The sequence below is a fragment of the Oryzomonas sagensis genome (assembly GCF_008802355.1).
In the GTDB taxonomy this organism is placed as follows: Bacteria; Desulfobacterota; Desulfuromonadia; order Geobacterales; family Pseudopelobacteraceae; genus Oryzomonas; species Oryzomonas sagensis.
In genome coordinates this window covers 475,258-496,920 of record NZ_VZRA01000003.1, presented here as the reverse complement: position 1 = coordinate 496,920, position 21,663 = coordinate 475,258, and the positions used below count along the sequence as shown (strand labels likewise).

General features: G+C 57.9%; 23 protein-coding genes. 18 read left to right on the top strand and 5 right to left on the bottom strand.

The features are described from left to right. Positions 1-225: 225 nt before the first annotated feature. Positions 226-2,766, top strand: coding sequence for a bifunctional aconitate hydratase 2/2-methylisocitrate dehydratase (locus F6V30_RS13085; RefSeq protein ID WP_151157383.1), 2,541 nt, complete (start codon positions 226-228; stop codon positions 2,764-2,766). A gap of 131 nt (positions 2,767-2,897) precedes the next feature. On the opposite strand, the gene F6V30_RS17135 is transcribed toward F6V30_RS13085, so the two are convergent. Then, positions 2,898-3,062, bottom strand: coding sequence for a hypothetical protein (locus F6V30_RS17135; protein ID WP_191965689.1), 165 nt, complete (start codon positions 3,060-3,062; stop codon positions 2,898-2,900). A gap of 203 nt (positions 3,063-3,265) precedes the next feature. Between F6V30_RS17135 and F6V30_RS13080 the strand changes: the two genes are divergently transcribed. From F6V30_RS13080 to F6V30_RS13055, 6 genes are all read left to right on the top strand, one after another. Further along, positions 3,266-3,511 (top strand): TIGR03905 family TSCPD domain-containing protein, encoded by a 246-nt coding sequence (locus F6V30_RS13080; RefSeq protein ID WP_151157382.1) that lies wholly within the window; start codon positions 3,266-3,268, stop codon positions 3,509-3,511. 199 nt (positions 3,512-3,710) lie between these two features. Next, positions 3,711-4,982 (top strand): Hsp70 family protein, encoded by a 1,272-nt coding sequence (locus F6V30_RS13075; RefSeq protein WP_151157381.1) that lies wholly within the window; start codon positions 3,711-3,713, stop codon positions 4,980-4,982. A 32-nt stretch (positions 4,983-5,014) separates the two neighbouring features. Next, the gene (locus F6V30_RS13070) at positions 5,015-5,341 is read left to right on the top strand and encodes a GIY-YIG nuclease family protein (RefSeq protein WP_338042774.1); all 327 of its coding nucleotides are present in this window, start codon (positions 5,015-5,017) and stop codon (positions 5,339-5,341) included. A gap of 91 nt (positions 5,342-5,432) precedes the next feature. Next, positions 5,433-6,872: a glyceraldehyde-3-phosphate dehydrogenase gene (locus tag F6V30_RS13065; RefSeq protein ID WP_151157379.1), complete on the top strand. Its 1,440-nt coding sequence runs from the start codon at positions 5,433-5,435 to the stop codon at positions 6,870-6,872. Between the two features lie 98 nt (positions 6,873-6,970). Then, a complete protein-coding gene (locus F6V30_RS13060; RefSeq protein WP_151157378.1) occupies positions 6,971-7,336 on the top strand; it encodes a hypothetical protein in 366 nt (121 codons plus the stop codon). A gap of 297 nt (positions 7,337-7,633) precedes the next feature. Then, the gene (locus F6V30_RS13055) at positions 7,634-7,957 is read left to right on the top strand and encodes a c-type cytochrome (protein WP_151157377.1); all 324 of its coding nucleotides are present in this window, start codon (positions 7,634-7,636) and stop codon (positions 7,955-7,957) included. A gap of 110 nt (positions 7,958-8,067) precedes the next feature. Here F6V30_RS13055 and F6V30_RS13050 read toward each other — a convergent pair whose 3' ends face one another. After that, positions 8,068-9,006 (bottom strand): cation diffusion facilitator family transporter, encoded by a 939-nt coding sequence (locus F6V30_RS13050; protein WP_151157376.1) that lies wholly within the window; start codon positions 9,004-9,006, stop codon positions 8,068-8,070. A gap of 246 nt (positions 9,007-9,252) precedes the next feature. Here F6V30_RS13050 and F6V30_RS13045 point away from each other — a divergent pair, with 246 nt between their 5' ends. From F6V30_RS13045 to F6V30_RS13030, 4 genes are all read left to right on the top strand, one after another. Beyond that, positions 9,253-10,041, top strand: a complete 789-nt coding sequence (locus tag F6V30_RS13045) for a dienelactone hydrolase family protein (protein WP_151157375.1) — start codon at positions 9,253-9,255, stop codon at positions 10,039-10,041. A gap of 50 nt (positions 10,042-10,091) precedes the next feature. Beyond that, on the top strand, positions 10,092-11,030 hold the full coding sequence (locus tag F6V30_RS13040; RefSeq protein ID WP_246163503.1) for an NADP-dependent oxidoreductase: 939 nt from the start codon (positions 10,092-10,094) through the stop codon (positions 11,028-11,030). Positions 11,031-11,037: 7 nt separating this feature from the next. Then, positions 11,038-11,418: an HIT family protein gene (locus F6V30_RS13035; RefSeq protein ID WP_151157374.1), complete on the top strand. Its 381-nt coding sequence runs from the start codon at positions 11,038-11,040 to the stop codon at positions 11,416-11,418. 177 nt (positions 11,419-11,595) lie between these two features. Further along, a complete protein-coding gene (locus tag F6V30_RS13030; protein ID WP_151157373.1) occupies positions 11,596-12,774 on the top strand; it encodes a methyl-accepting chemotaxis protein in 1,179 nt (392 codons plus the stop codon). 91 nt (positions 12,775-12,865) lie between these two features. On the opposite strand, the gene F6V30_RS13025 is transcribed toward F6V30_RS13030, so the two are convergent. Beyond that, the gene (locus tag F6V30_RS13025; RefSeq protein WP_151157372.1) at positions 12,866-13,813 is read right to left on the bottom strand and encodes an AEC family transporter; all 948 of its coding nucleotides are present in this window, start codon (positions 13,811-13,813) and stop codon (positions 12,866-12,868) included. 176 nt (positions 13,814-13,989) lie between these two features. After that, on the bottom strand, positions 13,990-15,759 hold the full coding sequence (locus tag F6V30_RS13020; protein WP_151157371.1) for a M3 family oligoendopeptidase: 1,770 nt from the start codon (positions 15,757-15,759) through the stop codon (positions 13,990-13,992). A 199-nt stretch (positions 15,760-15,958) separates the two neighbouring features. On the opposite strand from F6V30_RS13020, the gene F6V30_RS13015 reads away from it, so the two are divergent. After that, a complete protein-coding gene (locus F6V30_RS13015) occupies positions 15,959-16,855 on the top strand; it encodes a selenium metabolism-associated LysR family transcriptional regulator (RefSeq protein ID WP_151157370.1) in 897 nt (298 codons plus the stop codon). A gap of 151 nt (positions 16,856-17,006) precedes the next feature. Here F6V30_RS13015 and F6V30_RS17495 read toward each other — a convergent pair whose 3' ends face one another. Next, positions 17,007-17,111 (bottom strand): RCKP-type rubredoxin-like domain-containing protein, encoded by a 105-nt coding sequence (locus tag F6V30_RS17495; RefSeq protein WP_149305731.1) that lies wholly within the window; start codon positions 17,109-17,111, stop codon positions 17,007-17,009. A gap of 136 nt (positions 17,112-17,247) precedes the next feature. On the opposite strand from F6V30_RS17495, the gene F6V30_RS13005 reads away from it, so the two are divergent. The 6 genes from F6V30_RS13005 to F6V30_RS12980 all read left to right on the top strand — a co-directional run bounded on the left by F6V30_RS13005 (position 17,248) and on the right by F6V30_RS12980 (position 21,617). Further along, positions 17,248-17,427 (top strand): YrzE family protein, encoded by a 180-nt coding sequence (locus F6V30_RS13005; protein ID WP_151157369.1) that lies wholly within the window; start codon positions 17,248-17,250, stop codon positions 17,425-17,427. Positions 17,428-17,914: 487 nt separating this feature from the next. Next, positions 17,915-18,292 (top strand): hypothetical protein, encoded by a 378-nt coding sequence (locus F6V30_RS13000; protein WP_151157368.1) that lies wholly within the window; start codon positions 17,915-17,917, stop codon positions 18,290-18,292. A 260-nt stretch (positions 18,293-18,552) separates the two neighbouring features. After that, on the top strand, positions 18,553-19,311 hold the full coding sequence (locus tag F6V30_RS12995; protein WP_151157367.1) for a 3',5'-cyclic-nucleotide phosphodiesterase: 759 nt from the start codon (positions 18,553-18,555) through the stop codon (positions 19,309-19,311). Between the two features lie 17 nt (positions 19,312-19,328). Beyond that, a complete protein-coding gene (locus F6V30_RS12990; RefSeq protein ID WP_151157366.1) occupies positions 19,329-20,096 on the top strand; it encodes an ABC transporter permease in 768 nt (255 codons plus the stop codon). A 229-nt stretch (positions 20,097-20,325) separates the two neighbouring features. Further along, a complete protein-coding gene (locus tag F6V30_RS12985; protein WP_149305736.1) occupies positions 20,326-21,270 on the top strand; it encodes a class 1 fructose-bisphosphatase in 945 nt (314 codons plus the stop codon). A 32-nt stretch (positions 21,271-21,302) separates the two neighbouring features. Next, positions 21,303-21,617: a hypothetical protein gene (locus F6V30_RS12980; protein WP_246163499.1), complete on the top strand. Its 315-nt coding sequence runs from the start codon at positions 21,303-21,305 to the stop codon at positions 21,615-21,617. Positions 21,618-21,663: the final 46 nt, after the last annotated feature.

Below are 21,663 nucleotides of genomic sequence, written 5' to 3'. Positions count from 1 at the left end.
CTGAGGGGGTGGTAAGACGTGCTTCAGGGCTGTGGGTCGACTGATTTTTGTTGCTTGCAGTGATTTATGGGACGGAAGTGGCACATAAATCTTTGAAGTGCTATGAGACTGTAACCAATTGACATGGGCCAATTTGAAGTGTATACAGTATGCATTTTTACACGTGGCAGATGATGGACAAAGACAAATAACGACCGCAGTATATATCCCAAAGGAGGATGTCAGATGATCGAAGCCTATTTAGCTCACGAAAAAGAACGGGCGGCTCAGGGAATCCCCGCCTTGCCGCTCACTCCCGAACAGACCGCCGAGCTGTGCAAGTTGCTGGTCAAGCCCCCCAAGGGAAAAGAACAGTTTCTGCTGAACCTGATCACCAACCGCGTTTCTCCGGGCGTTGATCCGGCCGCCAAGGTAAAGGCCGAATTTCTGGCCGGGATCGTCAGCGGCAAGAAAAAATCTCCTCTGATCGATCCGGTTGCCGCCATCAAACTGCTCGGCACCATGATCGGCGGCTACAACGTGGCTCCGCTGGTAGAGGCCCTGAAGGACAAAAAACTGGCCGACGAGGCCGCCAAGGCGCTCTCCCACATCACCCTGGTCTACGACGCTTTCGACGAGGTGGTCGCAATGGCCAAGGCCAAAAACGCCGCGGCGGCCACGGTGCTCAAATCCTGGGCCGATGCCGAGTGGTTCACCAGCCGCAAAGGCGTGCCCGAGACCATCAAGGTCAAGGTCTACAAGGTGGACGGCGAGATCAATACCGACGACTTCTCGCCCGCCGGCGACGCCTGGAGCCGCCCCGACATCCCGCTGCACTCCCTGGCCATGGGTAAGACCCGCTTCAAGGACGGCCTTGCCACCATCGCCAAGTTCCGCAAGGAAGGATTTCAGGTCGCCTTCGTGGGCGATGTGGTCGGCACCGGTTCTTCCCGCAAGTCGGCCTGCAACAGCGTGCTTTGGGCCATCGGCGACGAGATCCCCTGCGTGCCCAACAAGAAAACTGCCGGCGTGATCATCGGCGGCGTCATCGCCCCGATCTTCTTCAACACCGCCCAGGACTCCGGCGCCCTGCCGCTCAAGGCCGACGTGACCGGCATGAAAACCGGCGACGTGATCGTGATTGATACCAAGAAGGGGGTTATCACCGACGAGAAGGGCAAGAAGGTCCTCTCCAAGCTGGCCATCGCCCCCAATACCGTGCCCGACGAGTTCCGCGCCGGGGGCCGTATTCCGCTGATCATCGGCCGTGCCGTGACCGACAAGGCCAGGAAGGCCTTAGGCCTCAAACCGACCACGGCCTTCACCCTGCCGGACAACCCCAAACCCAAGGCGAAACAGGCGTACTCCCTGGCCCAAAAAATGGTCGGCGTCGCTTGCGGCGTGGCCGGCATCCTGCCCGGCACCGCCTGCGAGCCCAAGATGACCACCGTCGGTTCCCAGGACACCACCGGCCCCATGACCGCCGACGAGTTGAAGGAACTGGCCTGCCTCAAGTTCCAGGCACCTCTGTTTATGCAGTCCTTCTGCCACACCGCCGCCTATCCCAAGCCGGCCGACGTCAAGATGCACAAGTCCCTGCCCGGTTTCGTGGCCGAGCGCGGCGGCGTTGCCCTGCGTCCCGGTGACGGCGTGATCCACTCCTGGTTGAACCGCCTGCTGTTGCCCGATACGGTCGGCACCGGCGGCGACTCCCACACCCGGTTCCCCATCGGCATCTCCTTCCCGGCCGGTTCGGGCCTGGTTGCCTTTGCCGGTGCCATGGGCTTCATGCCGCTGGATATGCCCGAATCGGTCCTGGTGCGCTTCAAGGGTACGCTCAACCCCGGCATCACCCTGCGTGACGCGGTGAACGCCATTCCCTACTGGGCCATCAAACAGGGACTTCTGACCGTGCCCAAAAAGAACAAGGTCAACATCTTCAACGGCCGCATCCTCGAAATGGAAGGGCTGCCCGACCTGACCGTGGAGCAGGCTTTCGAACTGACCGACGCCGCTGCCGAGCGTTCGGCCGCCGCAGGCTGCATCCAGCTCTCCGAGAAATCCATCGCCACGTACCTGAAATCCAACGTGGCCCTTATGAAAAAACTGATCGCCGATGGCTACTCGGACAAGAAAACCCTGCAAAACCGCATCAAGGCGGTTGAGGCATGGCTCAAGAAACCGAGCCTGTTGAAGGCCGACAAGGGGGCCGAGTACGCGGCCGTGATCGAGATCAACCTGGCGGATATCACGGAGCCGATCCTGGCTTGCCCGAACGACCCGGATGACGTCAAACTGCTCTCCGAGGTGGCCGGCGACAAGATCCAGGACGTATTCCTCGGCTCCTGCATGACCAACATCGGCCACTTCCGCGCCGCAGCCGAGATCTGGCGCGGTCAGAAGTTCAACGCCGACGTCCGCACCTGGATTTGCCCGCCGACCCGTATGGATCAGCAGCAGCTCAAGGACGAGGCATACTTCTCGGTCTTCAGCGCTTTCGGCGCCCGCATCGAGATCGCCGGCTGCTCGCTCTGCATGGGCAACCAGGCCCGCGTACCGGACAAGTCCCACGTCTACTCCACTTCGACCCGCAACTTCGACGACCGCATGGGTGACGGCGCGCGCGTCTACTTAGGTTCCGCCGAACTGGGAGCGGTAACGGCCCTCATGGGCAAGCTGCCCAAGCCATCGGAATATATGAAGATTTACAAGGAAAAGATCGAGCCGAACAAGGAGAAGATTTACCGGTATCTGCAGTTCGACGAGATGCCCGAATACAAGAAGTAGGGTAGTGTGAGGAAATGCTTGAGGCTGAAAGGCCGATGGCGTACTATGACCCCCCGTTCCGGCTTGCCGGGGCGGGGGGTCATGTTTCCTTTTGCGCTAAATTTCAAGCCTGACGCTGGCAGGATCGGACATCAGTCCTGGTTACGCCGCAATCGCAACACGAACAGATAGGTGATGAGCAGGACGGGGAAGGTCGAAAAGGAAGCCGCCAGGTTGCCCGCAAAGAGTTGCCACGTCGCAAAGCCAACCAAGCCAAGGACAAAAACAAGAAGTATGATCATGCTGAATTTATTCATGGGGTCCGCCGCTTAATGGGATGACAGGCACGGCTAGTGATAGCACACCGCCGGCAGAAGCACAAAGGGGTAAACGCGAGACGAGACGTATTTAGCGTATTGATGCCGGCGTGGAGAAAAAACGCAGTGCTAAGGCGGTCGTGACGTGTCGCTCTATTATGATACGACAAAACAATCTATTCCATGACAGGAGATGTGAAGTAATGAAATTCAGTTATGAAACGACCGGCACCTGCAGCAAGCGGATCGACATCGAGGTGGAGGCGGGCGTGCTCGTGAGTGCCGACTTCATCGGCGGTTGTTCCGGCAATTCCCAGGGGGTGGCCGCCCTGGTCAAAGAGATGCCGGTGGCGGAAGTGGTGCGGCGCCTGAAGGGGATCGCCTGCCAGGGGGATACGTCGTGCCCCGACCAGTTGGCGCGGGCCTTGGAAGCGGCTGCAAACGAGTAAATAACGGCGGAATCGTCAATCCGTTGTAAAAAGTTGGTGTGGAATCCCGTCCCCATACATCTCTGCGATCAACTTCTCCTCCTTGCCCTTTTTACGTCGTGCATCGCAAAAATACTTGAAGCTGAAAAGCCGATGGCGTAATGTGCGTACCCCCGCGGCTTGCCGGGCGAGGGTACGTTTGATGGTGAGGAGCTTACACGTGCAGATCGTATTCGGTATCGACTTTGGCACCACCAATTCAGCGCTTTCGGTTTACCGGAACGGTTCGGTCGAGGTGGTTGCCGTGGACGGCGGCGACCGGGATGGGGAGTTGATGCGGTCGGTGCTCTATTTTAACGAGGAACACGAGATCTCTGTCGGGCAGGAAGCCATTCGCCAGTATGTGGACGACGGTGCCTGCGGGCGCTTCATGCAGTCGATCAAGACCTTCCTGCCGAACACCAGTTTCGACAGCACCGAGGTGTTCGGCAGACGCTACGCCATCGATGACCTGGTGGCGATTATCCTCAGGAAGATCAAGGCCCGGGGCGAGGCGCATGTTGGCTGCCCCGTGGAGAGCGTGGTGCTGGGCAGGCCGGTGGTGTTTTCCCCGGACCCGGAGAAGGACGCCGTGGCCGAACAGCGCCTTGAACGGGCCGCCCGCAAGGCCGGCTTCAGGAACATCTGGTTCCAGTACGAGCCGGTGGCGGCGGCGCTGGCCTTTGAAGAGACGTTACAGGCCGGGCAGGAACGGATCGTATTCATCGGCGATTTCGGCGGCGGCACGTCTGACTTCTCGGTGATCCGGGTCAAGGGGGGCGCCTTTGCCCGCTCCGACCGGCGCAGCGACGTGCTCTCCCTGGGGGGCGTCTATGTGGCCGGGGACAAGTTCGATTCGCAGATCATGTGGGACAAGGTGGCGCACCATTTCGGGCGCTATGCCCGCTACAAGACCATGGGCAAGGATGAGTGGGTCAATGTCCCCAAGAGCATCGTCTACACCCTCTGCCAGTGGCATCGTATCCCGCTGTTGCGATCACGCAAGACCAGGGAGCATATCCGGGTGATCAAGGGCACCACCGATGACCGCCAGGCCATCGAACACCTGGAGAACATCATCGGCGACAATTACGGTTTTTTTCTCTTCCAGGCCATCGAAAAGGCCAAGTGCGAGCTTTCCGACCGGGAACGGACCCTGATCAGCTTCCGAGAACGCGATCTGTACATTGACGAGGAAATCGGCAAAGGGGAGTTCGAGGCGATCAATGCGGAAAATATCCGGCAGATTTCCGACTGTATCGATGCGGTCGTGGCCCGCTCCGGGCTGGTGCCGGCCCAGATGGATACGGTCTTTCTGACCGGCGGCACCTCGCGGATTCCCTGCATCCAATCTCTTTTCGCCGAACGCTTCGGCCGGGAGAAACTGGACAAGCGGGACGCCTTCACCAGCGTCGTCCATGGCCTGGGCTCCAGCGTGCCGCTGTTTGTCTGACACCTGAAAACACGGCCATCGGGGGAGCTTCGTTGTATGAACGGTTTTGCCATGTTACCGACCCCATACATCAAACCATAAATCCTGTGGAATGGTACGTCTACATCATCCTCTGTTCCGACAACTCCCTCTACACCGGTGTTACCACGGATATGGAGCGGCGCTTCCGTCAGCACGCTGAGGGGAAGGGTGCCAAGTATTTCCGGGGGCGGCAGCCGGTGCGGGTGGTTTATCTTGAGGGTGCCCACAGCCGCTCTTCCGCCGCCAGCCGGGAAATCAGGATCAAGGCCATGGATCGGACAGAAAAATTAGTTCTGATATCCGGACGTACCGCGATTCCCCTGTCACTAAATGCTTGAGGCTGCATGCCTGATGTCGTAAAATAACCCTGCCCGGGCTTGTGCGGGCGGTTTTTAGTAACCTATTTCAACCAGCAAAGGTACGTATTCCATGAATCGACAAAAACCTGAAATCCACCTTAAAGAATGGCAGAGGCAGGAAGCCGTTGCCGAGGGCATGTTGCCGGTCATCGGCCGGCTGTACCGCGAACACAACATCGTGTTGACCGTCTATGGCCGCTCGCTGGTGCATGGAACGGTGATCGACCTGCTCAAGGCCCACCGCTTTGCCCGGCTCACCCTGGACGGCGAACTGACGGTGCTGGATACTCAGCCGGTGCTGGAGGCCATCGCCAAACTCGATCTGGCCCCGGCCCGGATCGATCTGGGCAAACTCTCCGTGCGCTTTTGCGCCTCGGGCATGCCGGTGGATGCCTTTGTGGCCCGGGAGCTCGCCTCCGTCAATACCGGCAGGACCTCGCTTCTGGCCGAACCCCAGGATATCGTGCTCTACGGCTTCGGCCGCATCGGCCGTCTCCTGGCCCGCATCCTGATCGACAAGGCCGGCAGCGGCGAGAAACTGCGCCTGCGGGCGGCCGTGGTGCGCAAGGGGGGGGACGACGATCTGGTCAAGCGCGCCAGCCTGCTGCGCCGCGATTCGATCCACGGCCAGTTCAACGGCATCATCACCGTGGATGAGGAAGAGAACGCCATTATCGCCAACGGCAACATGATCCGCATCATCTATTCCGATGCGCCCGATTCGGTGGATTATACCCAGTACGGCATCAGCAACGCCATCCTGATCGACAACACCGGCAAGTGGCGCGACCGGGAAGGGCTGTCCCGCCATCTCAAGTCCCCCGGCATCGAGAAGGTCATCCTCACCGCCCCGGGCAAGGGGGATATCCCCAACGTGGTGGCCGGCGTCAACAACGAGCTGATTACCCCCCAGGAGCGGGTGTTCTCCGCCGCCAGCTGTACCACCAACGCCATCGTGCCGGTCATGAAGGCCATCAACGACCGCTTCGGCATCGTGCACGGCCACATGGAGACCTGCCACTCCTACACCAACGACCAGAACCTGATCGACAACTACCACAAGGCCTCGCGCCGCGGCCGCAGCGCCCCGCTGAACATGGTCATCACCGAAACCGGGGCGGCCAAGGCGGTGGCCAAGGTCATTCCCGATCTGGCCGGCAAGCTTACCGGCAACGCCATCCGGGTGCCGACCCCCAACGTCTCCCTGGCCATTCTCAACCTTGAACTGGGGCAACAGGTCACCGTCGCGGAGATCAACGACTACCTGCGCGGTATCTCGCTGGACTCACCCTTGCAGAACCAGATCGATTACACCAATTCCCCGGAAGTGGTCTCCAGCGACTTTGTCGGCTCACGTCATGCCGGCGTGGTGGATTCCCTGGCCACCATTGCCGAGGGGAACCGTTGCGTCCTCTATGTGTGGTACGACAACGAATTCGGCTACAGCCGCCAGGTGGTCCGCATGGTGCAGAAGATGGCCGGCCTGGAACTGCCGACCCTGCCGTGCTGATCCCGGTAACGGTTGCCCATTGGCATTGCTGAATGGACAGAGGGGGCAGGTCGCTTGTTTGGGGGACCTGCCCCCATCTGGAAAAAAGGGGTGCACACATGAAACGCCTCAGGCTGGAACAGAGAACGTCGCAGTTGCTTCCCCGCGGGGATTTTCTGGTACGCTTGGGGTGGTATTGGTTGTTTGGCTGCCTGTTTTTGGCGTTTTCGTTGGGCATCGGCACCGTCGGCTATCACATCTCCGCTCATCTGAACTGGGTCGATGCCTTTCTAAACGCCTCGATGATCCTTACCGGCATGGGACCGGTCGATAAGCTCGAAAGTGCCGGCGCCAAACTTTTTGCATCCTTCTACGCCATCTTCAGCGGGGTTTCATTCCTGACGTTCTGCGGCGTTCTCTTTACCCCGATCTACCATCGCTTCATACACCGCTTCCATCTCGACCTGGGTGATAAGAACCTTTAGCGGCGTCGGGGCTTTTTTCACCAGGCCCATAATCAGTGGCAGCCCCTAAACCCTCCTCGACGTTCAAAAGCCGGCGCCGACTACAGGCCGACGGCATCCCTCAGTTTGCCACATGTCAAGCATCTCTACGACGGACCATACTCACACCCTCCATGGATTGTAACAAGACAGGTTTATACCCTCGCTCTCCAGGTGAATTTCGAAAGGAGCGAGGGCCTTGAGATCTGCGTATATTGTGCTATCGTCAATCCATGGTTTGATGGAATATCGCTCGGTAAGCACAAGGAGATATCGCCTATGAAAAAGAGTCTCGTGACAGTGGTACTACTCTCGGCCGGAGCCTTAGCCATAAGCGCGCAGGCGGACATGGAGGGGAAACTGGATGCCAAGGCGGAGTTCGAAAAACACTGCGCCGCATGCCATCCCGGGGGCGGCAATACCATTAACCAGGCAAAGCCGTTGAAGAGGGAAGCCCTTAGGAAAAATGGCATCAAGAGCTGGAAGGACATTGTGGCAAAGATACGCAACCCTGGGCCGGGCATGACCAAGTTCGACAAAAAGGAGATGCCCGACAAGGAAGCGAGGGCAATTGCCGAGTACGTTTTAAAAACCTTCAAGTAGCAAAATCAGGGCAACCAAACAGGGACACCGCCGGGGGAACGGCCGGAATCGGCTCGTTTCCCCGGCGGTTAAGGAAGGCAACAGGAGCGACGGCGTATAACCCGCTGGAGTTATGGTGTCGAGGACGTGTCAATCTTCGGACATGCCACGGCACACCGCTCACACCCGCCGGGGCATGGTTCGATATGCACCAGGGTATGGCTGTAGGGCAGGCATTGCTCGATGTCTGCCGTGATCTGATGGGCAAGCGTATGCCCGGCTTCAACGGTCATCTGTTTCGGCACGACCAGATGCATGTCGATATGGCGAATATGACCGGACTTGCGGGTGCGCAGCTTGTGATACTCGATAAAGCGACCGGTGTAGCGCTCCATAACGTCGTGAATCCTGGCCTCCTCGTCATCGGGAAGCTTGACGTCAAGGATGTGGAAGAAGGCTGTCTTGATGAGATCCCAAGCGGCTTTGATAATCAGGAACGCCACGGCGACGGCGACGATCGGGTCGAGCATGGCGATGCCGGTGAGTTTGATGGCGGCCAGCCCCCCCAGTACGCCGACAGAGGTGTACACGTCGGTCCTCAGGTGCAAGGCATCGGCTTCAAGCGCCACCGAATCGGTTTTGGCCGCAACGCTCAGCAGATGCCGGGAAACCAAGTAGTTTGCCAGGGCAGACACCGCCATCACAGCAGCACCCATTCCCAGGCTCTCGATCTCTACGGTCCCCGTTCTCAGCTTGCGCACCGCCTCCAGGATGATATAGACGCCGGCGCCGAAGATCAGGACCGCCTCGATGGTTCCGGCCACGTTCTCGATCTTGCCGTGACCGAAACGGTGATCGTCATCGGCAGGTTTGCCCGCCTCTCTGACCGAAAACCAGGCGATGATTGCGGCAATCAGGTCGATGCCGGAATGTACCGCTTCCGAGATAACGCTGACCGACTGCATCGCAATGCCGACGATCAGTTTCAACAGGATCAGTATCGTATTGGAGGCTATGGACAGGGCCGCGGCTCTGTTTTTCGCCGCCAGGACTTCGGGGGATTGAATCATTGCGGTACTCCGGCTTGTGCAAGTATGGATTGGTGTTTTTCAGCGGTTCCGTGGGAGGATTGCTGCTTTATGTGACTTATTAGCATGATTCCGTTGACGAGATCAATCCGTGGATAACGATTTTGACGCAGAGACGTATGGCCAGACCGGGCGCCAAGCTGGGAAAGCACGGCAATTGACCAAGCCGCCGCATGGTATATAATAAGAGCGAACCATCGATAATCAATGCCGTTAAGGAGAATAACCATGTGGAAACAGATCATAGTCGCAGCGGCTCTCGTCGGTTGTGCAGCCTCTGCCGAGGCTGCCGTCAAGACCAAGGTCATAGAATACAAGCAGGGAGACACCGTGCTGGAGGGATACCTGGCCTGGGACAACGCCAAGGCCGGTAAACGCCCCGGGGTGCTGGTGGTGCATGAGTGGACCGGGCTTGGCCCTTATGTGAAGAAACGGGCCGAGATGCTGGCAAAACTGGGGTATGTGGCCTTTGCGGCCGACATTTACGGCAAGGGGGTGCGCCCAGCAACTCCCGCCGATGCCGCCAAGGTCGCCGCCATCTACAAGGATGACCGGCCTTTGATGCGTGCCCGCGCCCGGGCCGGGTTGGAGGTTTTGAAAAGCCAGAAGTTGGTTGATCAGAAACGCCTTGCCGCCATCGGGTATTGCTTTGGCGGCACGACCGTGCTGGAACTGGCCCGTGATGGCGCCGACCTGAAAGGCGTCGCCAGCTTCCATGGCGGTCTGGCTACGCCCAGGCCCGAGGATGCCAGGAACATTAAGGCCAAGATCCTGGCGATGCATGGCGCCGATGATCCCTTCGTCAAGGCGGATGAGGTCGCCGCCTTTCAGCAGGAGTTGCGCGCAGCCAGGGTGGACTGGCAGTTCATCAGCTATGCCAATGCGGTACACAGCTTTACCAATCCCGAAGCCGGAAACGACAACAGCAAAGGTGCCGCCTACAACGAAAAGGCCGACAAACGATCGTGGGAGGCGATGAAGCTGTTCTTCTCGGAGATTTTCAAAGAGGGCAGGTAAGTTTTCCGCCAGTCGGATGGTGAAATTTTCGCGAATGGGGGAAGAAAAATATGAAAACCATGAAAGCGGTGCGCATTCACGCATACGGCGGCCCCGAGGCACTTGTGTATGAAGATGCGCCATTGCCGCAGCCGGGAAAGGACGAAATCCTGGTTCGCGTTCATGCCGCCGCGGTCAACCCCGTGGACTGGAAAATCCGCGAGGGGTACCTCAAGGGGATGCTCAATAGCCGCCTGCCCTTAATCATGGGCTGGGATTTGTCCGGGACGGTGGAGGCGGTGGGCCCGGAGGTGGTCCGTTTCAAGGTGGGGGATGAGGTGTTCAGCCGCCCGGATATCGAGCGGGACGGCGCGTATGCCGAGTTCATCGTCATCAGGGAGAATGAGGCGGCGTTCAAGCCGCAATCCATCGACCACCTGCACGCTGCCGCCATCCCCCTTGCCGGTCTGACGGCGTGCAAGTCGCTCTTTGCCGCCGCCAAACTCTCAGCCGGGCAGGCCATACTCATCCATGGGGCGGCAGGAGGGGTGGGAACCTATGCCGTACAGTTGGCGAAATGGAAGGGCGCCCATGTCATCGCCACCGCTTCCGAACGCAATCACGACTACCTGCGCGAGCTGGGCGCCGACGAGGTCATCGCCTATCAGAACGTACGCTTTGAGGACAAGGTCCGGGATGTCGACGTGGTCTTCGACACCATAGGCGGAGAGACCCAAACCCGTTCCTGGAACGTGGTGAAGCAAGGGGGCGTCATGGTCTCCATCGTCAGCCCCCCGTCGCAGGAAGAGGCGGTGGCCCACGGCGTGCGCGCGGAGTTTGTCTTTATCCAGCCCGATGCGGCGGAGTTGTCGGCGCTCGCCAAGCTGGTGGATTCGGGAAAGCTCAGGGTCATGGTGGAGGCGGTACTGCCCCTCGCCGAAGCGCGACGTGCCCAGGAGTTGAGCCAAAACGGCCATACGCGGGGCAAGATCGTTCTGAAGGTGCGATAGATCACATATGCTGGGATTTGCGAAAAAATGCCCATTCTGTTCCGATGAAATACAGCACCGCATCCTGATGGAGCAGGGGACGGTCTTTGCCATTGAAGACCTCTATCCGGTCACCCAAGGACACCTGCTCGTCGTCACCCGTCGCCACACCCTTGATTACTTCACCATGACCGACGAGGAACGTTTCGACGCGCAACAGCTATTGCTTGCACTCAGGGATCAGGTCATGCGGTATGACTCCACCGTCCAGGGGTTCAACATCGGCGTGAACTGCGGCCCGGTCGCCGGCCAATCCATTCTGCACGCCCATATCCACCTGATCCCGCGCCGTGAGGGAATCGAGCTGTTCAACAAACATTTCGATTATCTCAGGATGAGTCATTCATAACTCCGCCTGCGGCCGTGTCGGCCATCAAATTTCCTTCATATTGCGGTGTACGTCCAGGAGGCATACTCTCGTTACGCGATTGCATGAATTTTTTTTAACATATTGAAAATACTGTTGAATATCATACAGTTTTGGTGTAAACATGATAAAAAATAAAAGCTAAGAGAGAAGACGTCTATGAATGCTCTTCAGGATTATTATTTCCGCCTCTCCATCAAGATGCGAATTGCCCTGCTCTGTTTCTGCTACAGCATCTGCATGATCGCATTGACCGTTCTGGCCCGTTCCGACTCCTGGACGGTACGTTGGGGGGCGTTGGGGCTCTTTATCGTTCTGGGAGCTTTCTTCGGCTTACTGAATATCCTGGGCATCGGAAGTTCCATCGACCGGGTTATTGCCTACCTTCAAACCATGGCCAACGGCGATTTGTCCCAGAATATTGCCGCCAAGCGCAATAATGAAATCAGCCTTATTATCAAAACCATAGGCGAGTTGCAGCAAAATATGCGCTCGATGATTTCCGCGATTCAATCCACTTCGGAAGGGTTAAACAAGGCGGCTGGCGATCTGCGCCGGACCTCCGAGGGGATGGCGGCCGGCGCCGAACAGGCGGTGGGGCAGTCGGCCTCGGTGGTGAATGCGGTGGAAGACCTGACGTCGGTCAGTTCGGATATTGCCCGAAATTGCCAATTGATGTCCAGTAAAGCGACGGAGACAAAGGAATCCACCCAGGATGGCGAGCGGACCATCGATGCCATGTCCCGGATGATGACGGAGATCGGCTCGTTAGTGAGCGACACGACCCGTGCCGTTGAGTCGTTGGGCAACAATTCCCACCAGATCGGTGAGATCGTGGGTACGATCGAGGATATTGCGGACCAGACCAACCTGCTGGCCTTGAACGCGGCCATCGAGGCGGCCCGCGCCGGCGAACAGGGGCGTGGGTTTGCCGTGGTGGCGGATGAAGTCAGAAGCCTGGCGGTACGCACGACAACGGCAACGCAGGAAATTCAGAAGATCATCGCCGTGCTGCAGAACGACGTCAGGAACGTCGTCGATTCCATGGGGCAGAGTTCTCGGAGCGTCAAAAACGGCGAACAGGGGGTCCAGCTTTCCAGCCAAGCCATATCCGACATCAAGTCCCACATCGAGGTCCTGACCGACAGCGTTGCCCAGATTGCAACCGCAATCGAGGAACAATCAGCCACCACCGCCGGGGTCAGAAACAACATCAGGGCGATCAGCGACGTCATCGACACGGTTTCCCACGGCACCAGGGATACCGACCAATCGGCATCGGGGCTGACGAGTTCGGCGATCGAACTGAAAACCCTGGCGAGCAGGTTCCGGGTGTAAAGAGTCCCGCCTGCCGCGTCCCAACCGGAACGGTGTAAGATTCATCCCGTTTTCACTTCCAACAGAGGCGTTGCCATCCGGCACGCCCACATCACCACAAATGCAGATTCATGGTCTTTTCTCCAAGCGCAACTTGGAGTATGGCGATTACCAACGGGATAGTAAGCAGCGAAAGCGCCGTGGACAGGAATATGCATCGTGATGCGAGTTGGGTGTCGCCATCGAATTTTTCGGCGAACATGGCGGTGTTGGCCGCCGCAGGCATTGCCATGCTCACGACGCAAATCCCCAGGACCATCCCCTTGATTCCCAAAAGCGACAGGACCGCCAGGACCAGAAGCGGTACGATCAAAAGGCGTACCGCACTGCCGTAGTAGATCGCCAGGCCGGAGAAGAGATCGCGCAGCCGCGTATCGGCCAGGGATGCGCCGACGACGATCATGGACAGGGGAGTGGTGGTAGCCCCCACCAGTTCGCAGGCCTTGAGCAGGGGCGTGGGGAGTTTGATGGAGCCGATGAAGATGACCAGCCCGGCGGCAACCGCCAGAACCCCCGGATTGATGAGCGCCTTTTTGAACGCCTGCGGCCCCTTTTCCCCGGTAAACAGCATTACTCCCAGGCTCCAGAGGGCGATGGTGAAGGGGACGCCAAAGATTGAGGCGTAGAAGATGCCGATCTTTCCGTACAGGCTTTGCAGCACCGGATACCCCATGAAGGCGCTGTTGGAAAATATGGTCATAAAACGCAGCACGCTGCGCGTTTCCTGGGGATGGCGCCGAAAAAACAAGCCGCTGATGAGATAGAGAGCCACATGCAGGGCAAAGGAGACCATGAGGAGTTTCATGGCGGTGGAAAGCATCTGCCGGTTGAAGTCAAAGGTAAAGGAAACCAGGATCATCAGTGGAAGGGTCACATTGAGAATCAGTTCGGTGATGGCCCGGTTGGCGGCCGCGTCTATGAACCTTCTGCGGCGGGCGTAGTAGCCTGTTGCCATGATCAGAAAAAGGACCAGAACTTCCGTGACGATGTCGGTTTGCATACGGTACATCTCCTGTTGAAAGCCACTCCTGGGGCAGTCTGCGGCGTTGCTGCCCGTTGTTCAACAACAGAGGCGTACCTCTTGGTACGCCTCTGTTTTCTCCTGCGCGTGCGCCTTGTATGGCAACCGACTCAGAGCGCTGCCCGACAACCTGCTTCTGCAACACGGTCCATGAATCAGACGATCTCTCGCAACTCTTCAATCAAGTCCTTCAGGACGTCATACCCCTTCTGCCAGAAATCCCCCGCGGTAATGTCGATCCCCGCCAGGCGGGCCGTGTCGGCCGGCGGCAGCGCCCCCCCCGACTCCAGCAGACGGCGGTAGCCCGGTTTGAAAGCGTCACCATCTTCGCGGTATTTCTGGAACAGCGCCAGAACCAACAGCTCGGCAAAAGTGTAGGAATAGCAGTAAAAACGGCTGTGGATAAAATGGCTGATATAACTCCACCCCCAGCGGTAGGCGGGGATGGACTCCACGGCATCGCCGAACAGCCGGTTGTTCTCCTCCAGCCAGATTTCCGCGATACGGTCGTTGGAAAGCAGGCCGGCCTGCCGCTCGTTATGCAGGCGCAGTTCGAAGCGGGTCAGCACGGTCTGGCGGAAGGTGGTGGCGATGATGTCCTCGATCTTGGCGCACAACAGGGATGTGCGCACCGCCGGATCGGTTTCCTTTTCAAGCAGCATGCGGGTCAACAGCATTTCGCCGAATACCGACGCGGTTTCGGCCAGGGGCAGCGGGGCGTGGTAGTTGAGCATGTTCTGCTTTTGGGACAGGACGAAATGCAGGCCGTGGCCGGCCTCGTGGGCGATGGTGGCCAGATCGCGCAGGGTGCCGGTATAGTTGAGCAGGAGAAACGGCGGGGATTGGGGCGAAATGCCCATGGCAAAGGCCCCGCCCGATTTTCCGGTACGCGGCAGCACATCCACGCGGCGTTCGTCGAAAAATGCCCCGACGATGCGCCCGAAATCCGGGTCGTACTGGGCGTAGGACGAAACCACCATGGCGCGGGCCTCGTCAAAACCGTACTGCTTCTCCGCTTCAGCCACCGGGGCGTACATGTCGCAGTTGCGGATTTTATCCATGCCGAGCATCTTGGCCTTGAGACGGAAATAGTCCTGGGCGAGACCGTAGTTGGCCTCGGTCACGCTCATCAGGTGTTCCACCGCCTCGTCCGGAATCTCGTTGCCGATGTTGGTGGGCTGGATCGGCGCGGCATAGCCGCGCAGTTCCATCTCCTGGCCGTGGTCCAGGGCCATGTTGTTGAACACCGCGTTGAAGACGATGCCGTGCTCGGCGTGGCGCTCCAAAAAGGTGGTCTGGGCCCGGAAGCGCACATCCGCAGACGGGTGGTGCAGCAGCGAGAGCAATTCCTCGCCGGTGAAATCACGCTCCTCGCCGTCCAGTTCCATCCGGTAGCTGAAGGATGCCGACAACTCGTCGAACAGCTTGGTGAAGGCGTTCACCCCGGTCAGGTCCTTGCGGGTCAGGAGCCGTTCTTCGTTTTCCTTGAGGCTGTAGGGGCGGAATTTGCGGATGCCGGTCAGGAAGTGAACGTAGGGGGCCGCCTCCGGCAGGTTGCAGAGGGATTCGAAACTCCGGTCGTCCAGGTGCATCAATTCCAGATCGAAGAACAACAGTTGCTGCGACAGGCTGCTCCCAAGCTCGGAACAGCGCTGCGCCAGGGCGCGGTTGGCTTCGTCGGCCGAATCCGCGGCAAAGAGCAGGTGGGCGTAACAAAACGGCTTGGCCATGCGCACCTGCAAGGCCTCGTACTCCTGAACGGCCGCCAGGATGGCGGCGCTGTCCAGACCGGCTATCTTTTCAAAATACCGCTCGCGGAAGGCAGCGGCCAAGGCGTCGAAGGAGGCCAGGTCGCTTTCCAGTTCGGGCGAATCCGGTGCGGGGTAGAGCAGGGCGGTGTTCCAGGTCAGATCGGTTTGAGACATGTGGGGCTCCATTGGTTGTTTTTACCTGCGCCAAATGATGTGCTGGTGAAGAAGATACCCTGTTGGACTGACGGCGTCAAGGCGGGGCGTTCCCTCCCAGAATTTATGCTGGATACCAGTAATTTATCTTGAAACGCACACCGGTATTTTGTAGATTACCGATTATCGCTATCGCAATTGCAAATAGAGGTGATTTTCCATGACCTTAAAACAACTCGAGGTGTTTGTTGCCGTTGCCGAAACCCGCAGCTTTTCCCGGGGGGCCGACAAGACCTGCATTACCCAATCAACCGCCAGCCAGCATATCCAGGGCCTGGAGGAGGAGTTGGGCATCAGGCTCTTCGACCGGGGCAGGGGGGGCGCCCTTCTGACCGAGGCGGGCAAGCTGCTCGTGGGGCGTGCCCGGAAGATCCTGGCCGAATGCGACGAGTCCCGCTCGGCGGTGCGTCGCTTCGTCGGCATGGAGGATGTGGTGCTGCGCGTCGGTGCGAGCAACACCCCCGGAACCTGTCTGATCCCGGCGCTCCTTGACCAATTCCACAAACAATACCCCCGCGTCCGGTTGGAGGTGTTGCAGGGGGACAGTACGTCGGTCATTGAGCAACTGGTCAACGAGGAGGTCGAACTGGGGTTTATCGGCGGGCGTTTCAATGACGAGCGGATTCATTTCGAAGCCTTGGGCGAAGACACCATTGTGTGCGCCGTTACTTCCGATATCGCTGCAAAGAGCAAGCACAGCCTCAGCCAGGCCGAATTGTGCAAGGTGCCGCTGATCGTCCGCGAACAGGGATCGGGAACGCAAAAAGCGGTCTATGACGCCTTTGCCGGAACCTGGATCAACAAGGAGTCGTTGCGCATCGTCGCGGTGCTCGGCAGTAGTGAAGCCATCAAGCGCGCTATCCTGAACGGCATCGGTTATGCCTTCATTTCCAGCATGGTCATTGCGGAAGAACTTAACCATGGGCAACTGACCACGGTCAGAATCCCGGGGCTGAATATTTCCAGGACATTCTATGCCGCCCGGCGGGACGGCAGGGAACTCTCGCCGGCCGCCGCCGCCTTCTGGGATCTTATGCTCTCCCATTGGAAAGGGTAATATCGAAATAAGTAGCCAATAAACTATCTGATTTTATCGAAAAACCGGGCGCCGACTGGTTGATGAAGCATATCTCCGATGGGGATGTAGCGCGAGAGCAGGCCGGAGCCCGGGGCGGCCCGCTCGTTTGGAGCCCCCCGGGGGATGCCGGCTACTCAGCCTTGACAAACTTTCCCTTTTCTCCGCATTTTTCGCACTTTTGGGGTTTGCAACGCCCTTCCTTGGTAAATCCGCAGACACATTTCCAGGTTGCCATCGTGTATCACCTCCCGGTTTTGTTGTGGTCCCGCCCGGCCAGGCTTCATCCGGAAAACAGCCGTGGCGCCCGGATTGAAAAGCGGCTGGCGAGTGCTATAGTTGTAAAATAATAGCCCATTATTTGCGAGGAAAAAATGAGCGAACTGGCCTTCCTGTTGTTGCTGTTCGGCTTGCCTGCCGCCGTCGGTTTCTATATGGCTCGAAGGCGCGGCAAAAATCCGTTTCTCTGGGGGGTAATATCGGGAATATTCCCCTTTTTCCTGGTGGTTCTTCATATGCAGCATAAGCCGCTGGACAAAAAAAATACCCCTTAGCATTTGATCTGATCCTGCTTTCTTCTGCCGGTGAGCAGGGCCGGGTACCTCTGCCCAGCCCCCCAGCCTCTCCGGCCCCATCAGGATGCCCCTGAATCGTGTCCCGTTTATTCCATCCGCATGCGCACGTGGCCGGTATGTTGCCGAGCTACAAGTCGGTTAAATAACGTTATTAATCTGTGTATTTCATCAGGAGAAATTCTGTTTTGTCGCCAGCATAGAGGCATCAGCCGAGTATGCTTTTTAATAATATGCGCTATATGACCATTGTATGCGCACATTTGTCGTCCATTTTGCGCAATAAGCCCCCACACGTGGAGATGGATTTATGCAGTGAACTGAAAGGCCATATGTAACAAGCTGTAATAGCACGGTTTTGAGCTTTGTTTTAAAAAATTGTACACCTGAAGCAGGTTGGGCAGAATTTTGCAACACAGTCAAAAGTTTCGATTCAAGCAGCACCAAGACCATACGATGGAGATTTACCATGATGTCGACGCTAACGGCCCTTATGATGACATTGCTTACCATGGTCACATTCTGCATGATCCCCCGCATCGGCTTCGACTGGCTGCGGTTCAGGGAATACGCGAAAGAGGATGATCGGGAAAAGCTCCTCATGCTGCAAAGACAGGAGAATGGCTGGGTTATCCGCCATGTGGCCTGTGCGCTTTGTGCCGTTGCGCTGGTCGTTGCCATGAAAACCTGCCCAAATCTTGGGCAGCCCGAGCGATTGGCTGCCGTCACGGCACTCTATGCGGTGATTTCATTCTGCTTTGCCCTGGTTGAATCGATCCTGTCCCAGAGGATCGATCAGCTTACCGCGAGCCGCTTGGAAGCGGTCAAGCAGCGGAGCGATGATTAGGCCGTCATCCCGCCCGCCAAACCAACCATTGCCAGGCCCTCCGGAAAGTCGATTCCGGGGGGCCTGGCAATTTCAAAATGCTGCGGCTCACTCCGTTCCTGAGGAATTAAATGATATCTGCCAATTTACTCCCGCAGATATGTTGATACAATATGCGTGGGGAAGCTATCGCCCGGGCTTGACGCGGAGGGCAGCAATGATACAGAATGCGGCCCAACGGTTTTCTGGCGTAGGAACAGGGCCACGCGGAGAGGGGATACATGAAATTACGGGTATTGGGGAGTGCCGGGGCGGAATTTCCCGGCTTCAGACCACCGGCCTTTCTGGTCGATGACCATCTGCTGCTGGATGCGGGCACCATCGGCTCGGTGCTGACGGCTGAGGAACAGTGGGGCATCCGGCATATCTTCATCACCCACGCCCATCTCGATCATATCCGCGCCATTCCGGCCCTGGCCGACAATATCATCGTACAAAACCTGCGCCAGACCGTTTTTGTCCACGCCATCCCCGCTGTCATCGCCGCCATGCGGGAGCATCTCTTCAACGGCGTGATCTGGCCCGACTTCACCAGCTTGCCGGACCGGGACACCCCGGTTATCTCCTTTCAGCCCCTTGAGGCCGGAGCGGTTTCCGTTGTCTCAAATTACGATATACGCGCCGTTGCCGTTGATCACACGGTCCCTGCGGTCGGTTATCGTGTCAGTCACGGTGGGAAAACGCTGGCATATACCGGCGATACCGGCCCGACCGAGGAGTTCTGGCGTTGCGTGGACGGCATCGATGCCCTGATCGTCGAGGTTTCCTTCCCCGACAGCATGGAGGCTTTGGCGCTGACGACCAAACATCTGACCTCGTCTCTGCTGCGCGCCGAACTGAAGAAGATCAGAAACCTGCCCCGCCGTATCCTGATCACCCATCCCAAACCCCAACACCGTGATACCATCCGCAGGGAGCTCGAAAACCTTGCCATGGAGGAGATTGAACTCCTCCATGATGGCGCCGTTTTCGCGCTTTGACTTCGGAGTCGCCGTTCATGTTCACCGCACTGGGCCGCTGGGCCGTCATACGTTGTTCCATCGTTGCGGATATTTTTCTCACCCTTGGGCGGGCGGGCAAGAACACTCTATCCTTCGAGGGACGAGCCGCAACCCGTGCGGTCTTCCTGAAGCAGATCTATTTCACCGGCCTGGAGGCCTCGGGCATCATCATGACCATCGCTCTGATCCTGGGCACCGTCATTATTACTCAGGTGGTCAGTCTGGTGGGGGATAACGGTTTTCTGACCGGAAAAATTTTGGTGTGGGTCGTGCTGCGGGAACTGGCGCCGCTCTTGACCGCCATCGTCGTCATTGCCCGAAGCGGAACGGCAATCGCCGCCGAGCTCGGCGCCATGAAGATCAACGGCGAAATCGAATCTCTGGAGATGATGGGGATTCCCAGCGAACACTACCTGATTTTTCCTCGCATCGCAGGAGTGACCATTTCGATGGTCATCCTGACCGTCTATTTTGTCCTGACGGCGTTTATCGGGAGCTTTCTGATCGCCTCCGTGGGCTGGCACGTCCCGTATGAGCAGTTCATCCAGGGAATTCTGACGGCACTCGGGGTTAAAGAGGTTGTGGTCCCTCTTCTCAAGAGCGTGCTCTTCGGCCTCTGCACCTCGGCCACCTGCTGTTGCTTCGGCCTCAGCGTTGACCGGAGCGTCACCGAGATCCCCCAGGTCGCCACCAAGGGGGTCATGTTCAGCCTGTTCGTCGTTTTTTTCATGGATGCCCTGGTTACCTACATTTCATCGTTGTAACTCTCCGGTTCATCGCCACTGGGGGGCGTTCGTGCCGCCGCATCAATTGTGTTTGCCTCATCGCCTCATCATACGCTTGTTTTTTTCATCACTTCGGCTCTTTCCCTGGTTTTTTTTTGCCGCCAGGGCCCGGTTCGACAGGCTTTTAGTATTGCTAAAAACGGCTATTTACAGTATGGTTCCAACGTTGCAACATTCAAATAAACGTGACTCAAAGCGGAGGTCGGCAATGCCCAGCGAACCAGGAAAAACCAAATTCCAGATAGATCTGCGCGCGCATTTGCGCGAACAGAACATCAGCGACAACTTGGTTCATCTGATCTGCGAAATCGCCGAGGCAAGCAAATACGTCATCAATGCGGTGCGCACCGGCGATCTGGGCGTTGCAGGGACCTCGAACCTCTATGGCGAAGAGCAGTTGGCCCTGGATGTGCTCTCCGATCGCATCATGCGCAAGCGTCTGATCCATTCCGGCGTGGTGTGCAACATCGCTTCCGAGGAGATGGAAGAGATTTATCAGGTCACCAGTAATCCCCAGGGGATGTTTTCGGTGGCGTACGATCCCCTGGACGGCTCGTCGCTGGTGGATGTGAATCTGGCCGTGGGAACCATTGTCGGCATCTACCAGGGGTGCGACCTGCTCCAGCCGGGGCGAAAGATGGTCGGCGCCATGTATATCCTCTACGGGCCTCGGGTTTCGCTGGTTTACTCCATCGGCAAAGGGGTCTACGAATTCACCATGAACCAGTTGATGGAGTTCACCCTGACCAAGGAGGATGTGCAGATGAAACCGAGCGGGGATATCTACGCCCCGGGCGGCCTGCGCAAAAAATATACGGAAGAGAATGAGCGGTTCATCCGCCACCTGGAGGATAAAGGCTCGAAATTGCGTTATTCCGGCGGTTTTGTGCCGGATATCAATCAAGTGATGATGAAAGGGAAGGGGATATTCATGTACCCGGCCCTCACGGACAGCCCCAACGGCAAGCTGCGTCTGCTTTTCGAACTCAACCCGATGGCGTATCTCATCGAACAGGCCGGCGGAGCGGCCACCAACGGAAAGATTCCTATCCTGGACATCGTGCCGGATGGCCTGGACCAGCGCGCCCCGGTTTACATCGGGAGCCGCGAAGATGTGGAAAAGGCCGGCGAGTTCCTGAACGGTCACGCATAAAGTAAACGTATAGAAACAAGGGAGGACGGGTCGTGCCCGGCAAAGACGACATCGAAGAAAATGTAGCGGGGAAGCCGGTACAGCGGCTGTGCAGCGAAATCCAGTTGTTCGACCTGTGCGAACGGGAACGGTGCGATTATAAGCAAGGCCGTTTCTGCACCAACGGTGAACTGCTGATGCGTTTTGAACGTATCTCCGAAAAAGACGACGCGCGCCCTCTGGCGGTTGACTCTTACCGGTCCGGAGGCCAGGAGGATGGGGACGATCTGGATGAGGATGTCTATGGTGAGGATGATGCCCAGGACGACCGGGACGACGATGACCTGGACGACTGGGAGGACGACTGAGCAAGAGCGCTCGGTGATAGAGGTAAAAAGAGGGGGATGGCTCGTG

Coding starts and splice junctions, on each gene's coding strand:
- F6V30_RS13085 (WP_151157383.1), top strand. CDS start 226: ATGATCGAAGCCTATTTAGCTCACGAAAAAGAACGGGCGGCTCAGGGA.
- F6V30_RS17135 (WP_191965689.1), bottom strand. CDS start 3,062: ATGAATAAATTCAGCATGATCATACTTCTTGTTTTTGTCCTTGGCTTG.
- F6V30_RS13080 (WP_151157382.1), top strand. CDS start 3,266: ATGAAATTCAGTTATGAAACGACCGGCACCTGCAGCAAGCGGATCGAC.
- F6V30_RS13065 (WP_151157379.1), top strand. CDS start 5,433: ATGAATCGACAAAAACCTGAAATCCACCTTAAAGAATGGCAGAGGCAG.
- F6V30_RS13060 (WP_151157378.1), top strand. CDS start 6,971: ATGAAACGCCTCAGGCTGGAACAGAGAACGTCGCAGTTGCTTCCCCGC.
- F6V30_RS13055 (WP_151157377.1), top strand. CDS start 7,634: ATGAAAAAGAGTCTCGTGACAGTGGTACTACTCTCGGCCGGAGCCTTA.
- F6V30_RS13050 (WP_151157376.1), bottom strand. CDS start 9,006: ATGATTCAATCCCCCGAAGTCCTGGCGGCGAAAAACAGAGCCGCGGCC.
- F6V30_RS13045 (WP_151157375.1), top strand. CDS start 9,253: ATGTGGAAACAGATCATAGTCGCAGCGGCTCTCGTCGGTTGTGCAGCC.
- F6V30_RS13040 (WP_246163503.1), top strand. CDS start 10,092: ATGAAAACCATGAAAGCGGTGCGCATTCACGCATACGGCGGCCCCGAG.
- F6V30_RS13035 (WP_151157374.1), top strand. CDS start 11,038: ATGCTGGGATTTGCGAAAAAATGCCCATTCTGTTCCGATGAAATACAG.
- F6V30_RS13030 (WP_151157373.1), top strand. CDS start 11,596: ATGAATGCTCTTCAGGATTATTATTTCCGCCTCTCCATCAAGATGCGA.
- F6V30_RS13025 (WP_151157372.1), bottom strand. CDS start 13,813: ATGCAAACCGACATCGTCACGGAAGTTCTGGTCCTTTTTCTGATCATG.
- F6V30_RS13020 (WP_151157371.1), bottom strand. CDS start 15,759: ATGTCTCAAACCGATCTGACCTGGAACACCGCCCTGCTCTACCCCGCA.
- F6V30_RS13015 (WP_151157370.1), top strand. CDS start 15,959: ATGACCTTAAAACAACTCGAGGTGTTTGTTGCCGTTGCCGAAACCCGC.
- F6V30_RS17495 (WP_149305731.1), bottom strand. CDS start 17,111: ATGGCAACCTGGAAATGTGTCTGCGGATTTACCAAGGAAGGGCGTTGC.
- F6V30_RS13005 (WP_151157369.1), top strand. CDS start 17,248: ATGAGCGAACTGGCCTTCCTGTTGTTGCTGTTCGGCTTGCCTGCCGCC.
- F6V30_RS13000 (WP_151157368.1), top strand. CDS start 17,915: ATGATGTCGACGCTAACGGCCCTTATGATGACATTGCTTACCATGGTC.
- F6V30_RS12995 (WP_151157367.1), top strand. CDS start 18,553: ATGAAATTACGGGTATTGGGGAGTGCCGGGGCGGAATTTCCCGGCTTC.
- F6V30_RS12990 (WP_151157366.1), top strand. CDS start 19,329: ATGTTCACCGCACTGGGCCGCTGGGCCGTCATACGTTGTTCCATCGTT.
- F6V30_RS12985 (WP_149305736.1), top strand. CDS start 20,326: ATGCCCAGCGAACCAGGAAAAACCAAATTCCAGATAGATCTGCGCGCG.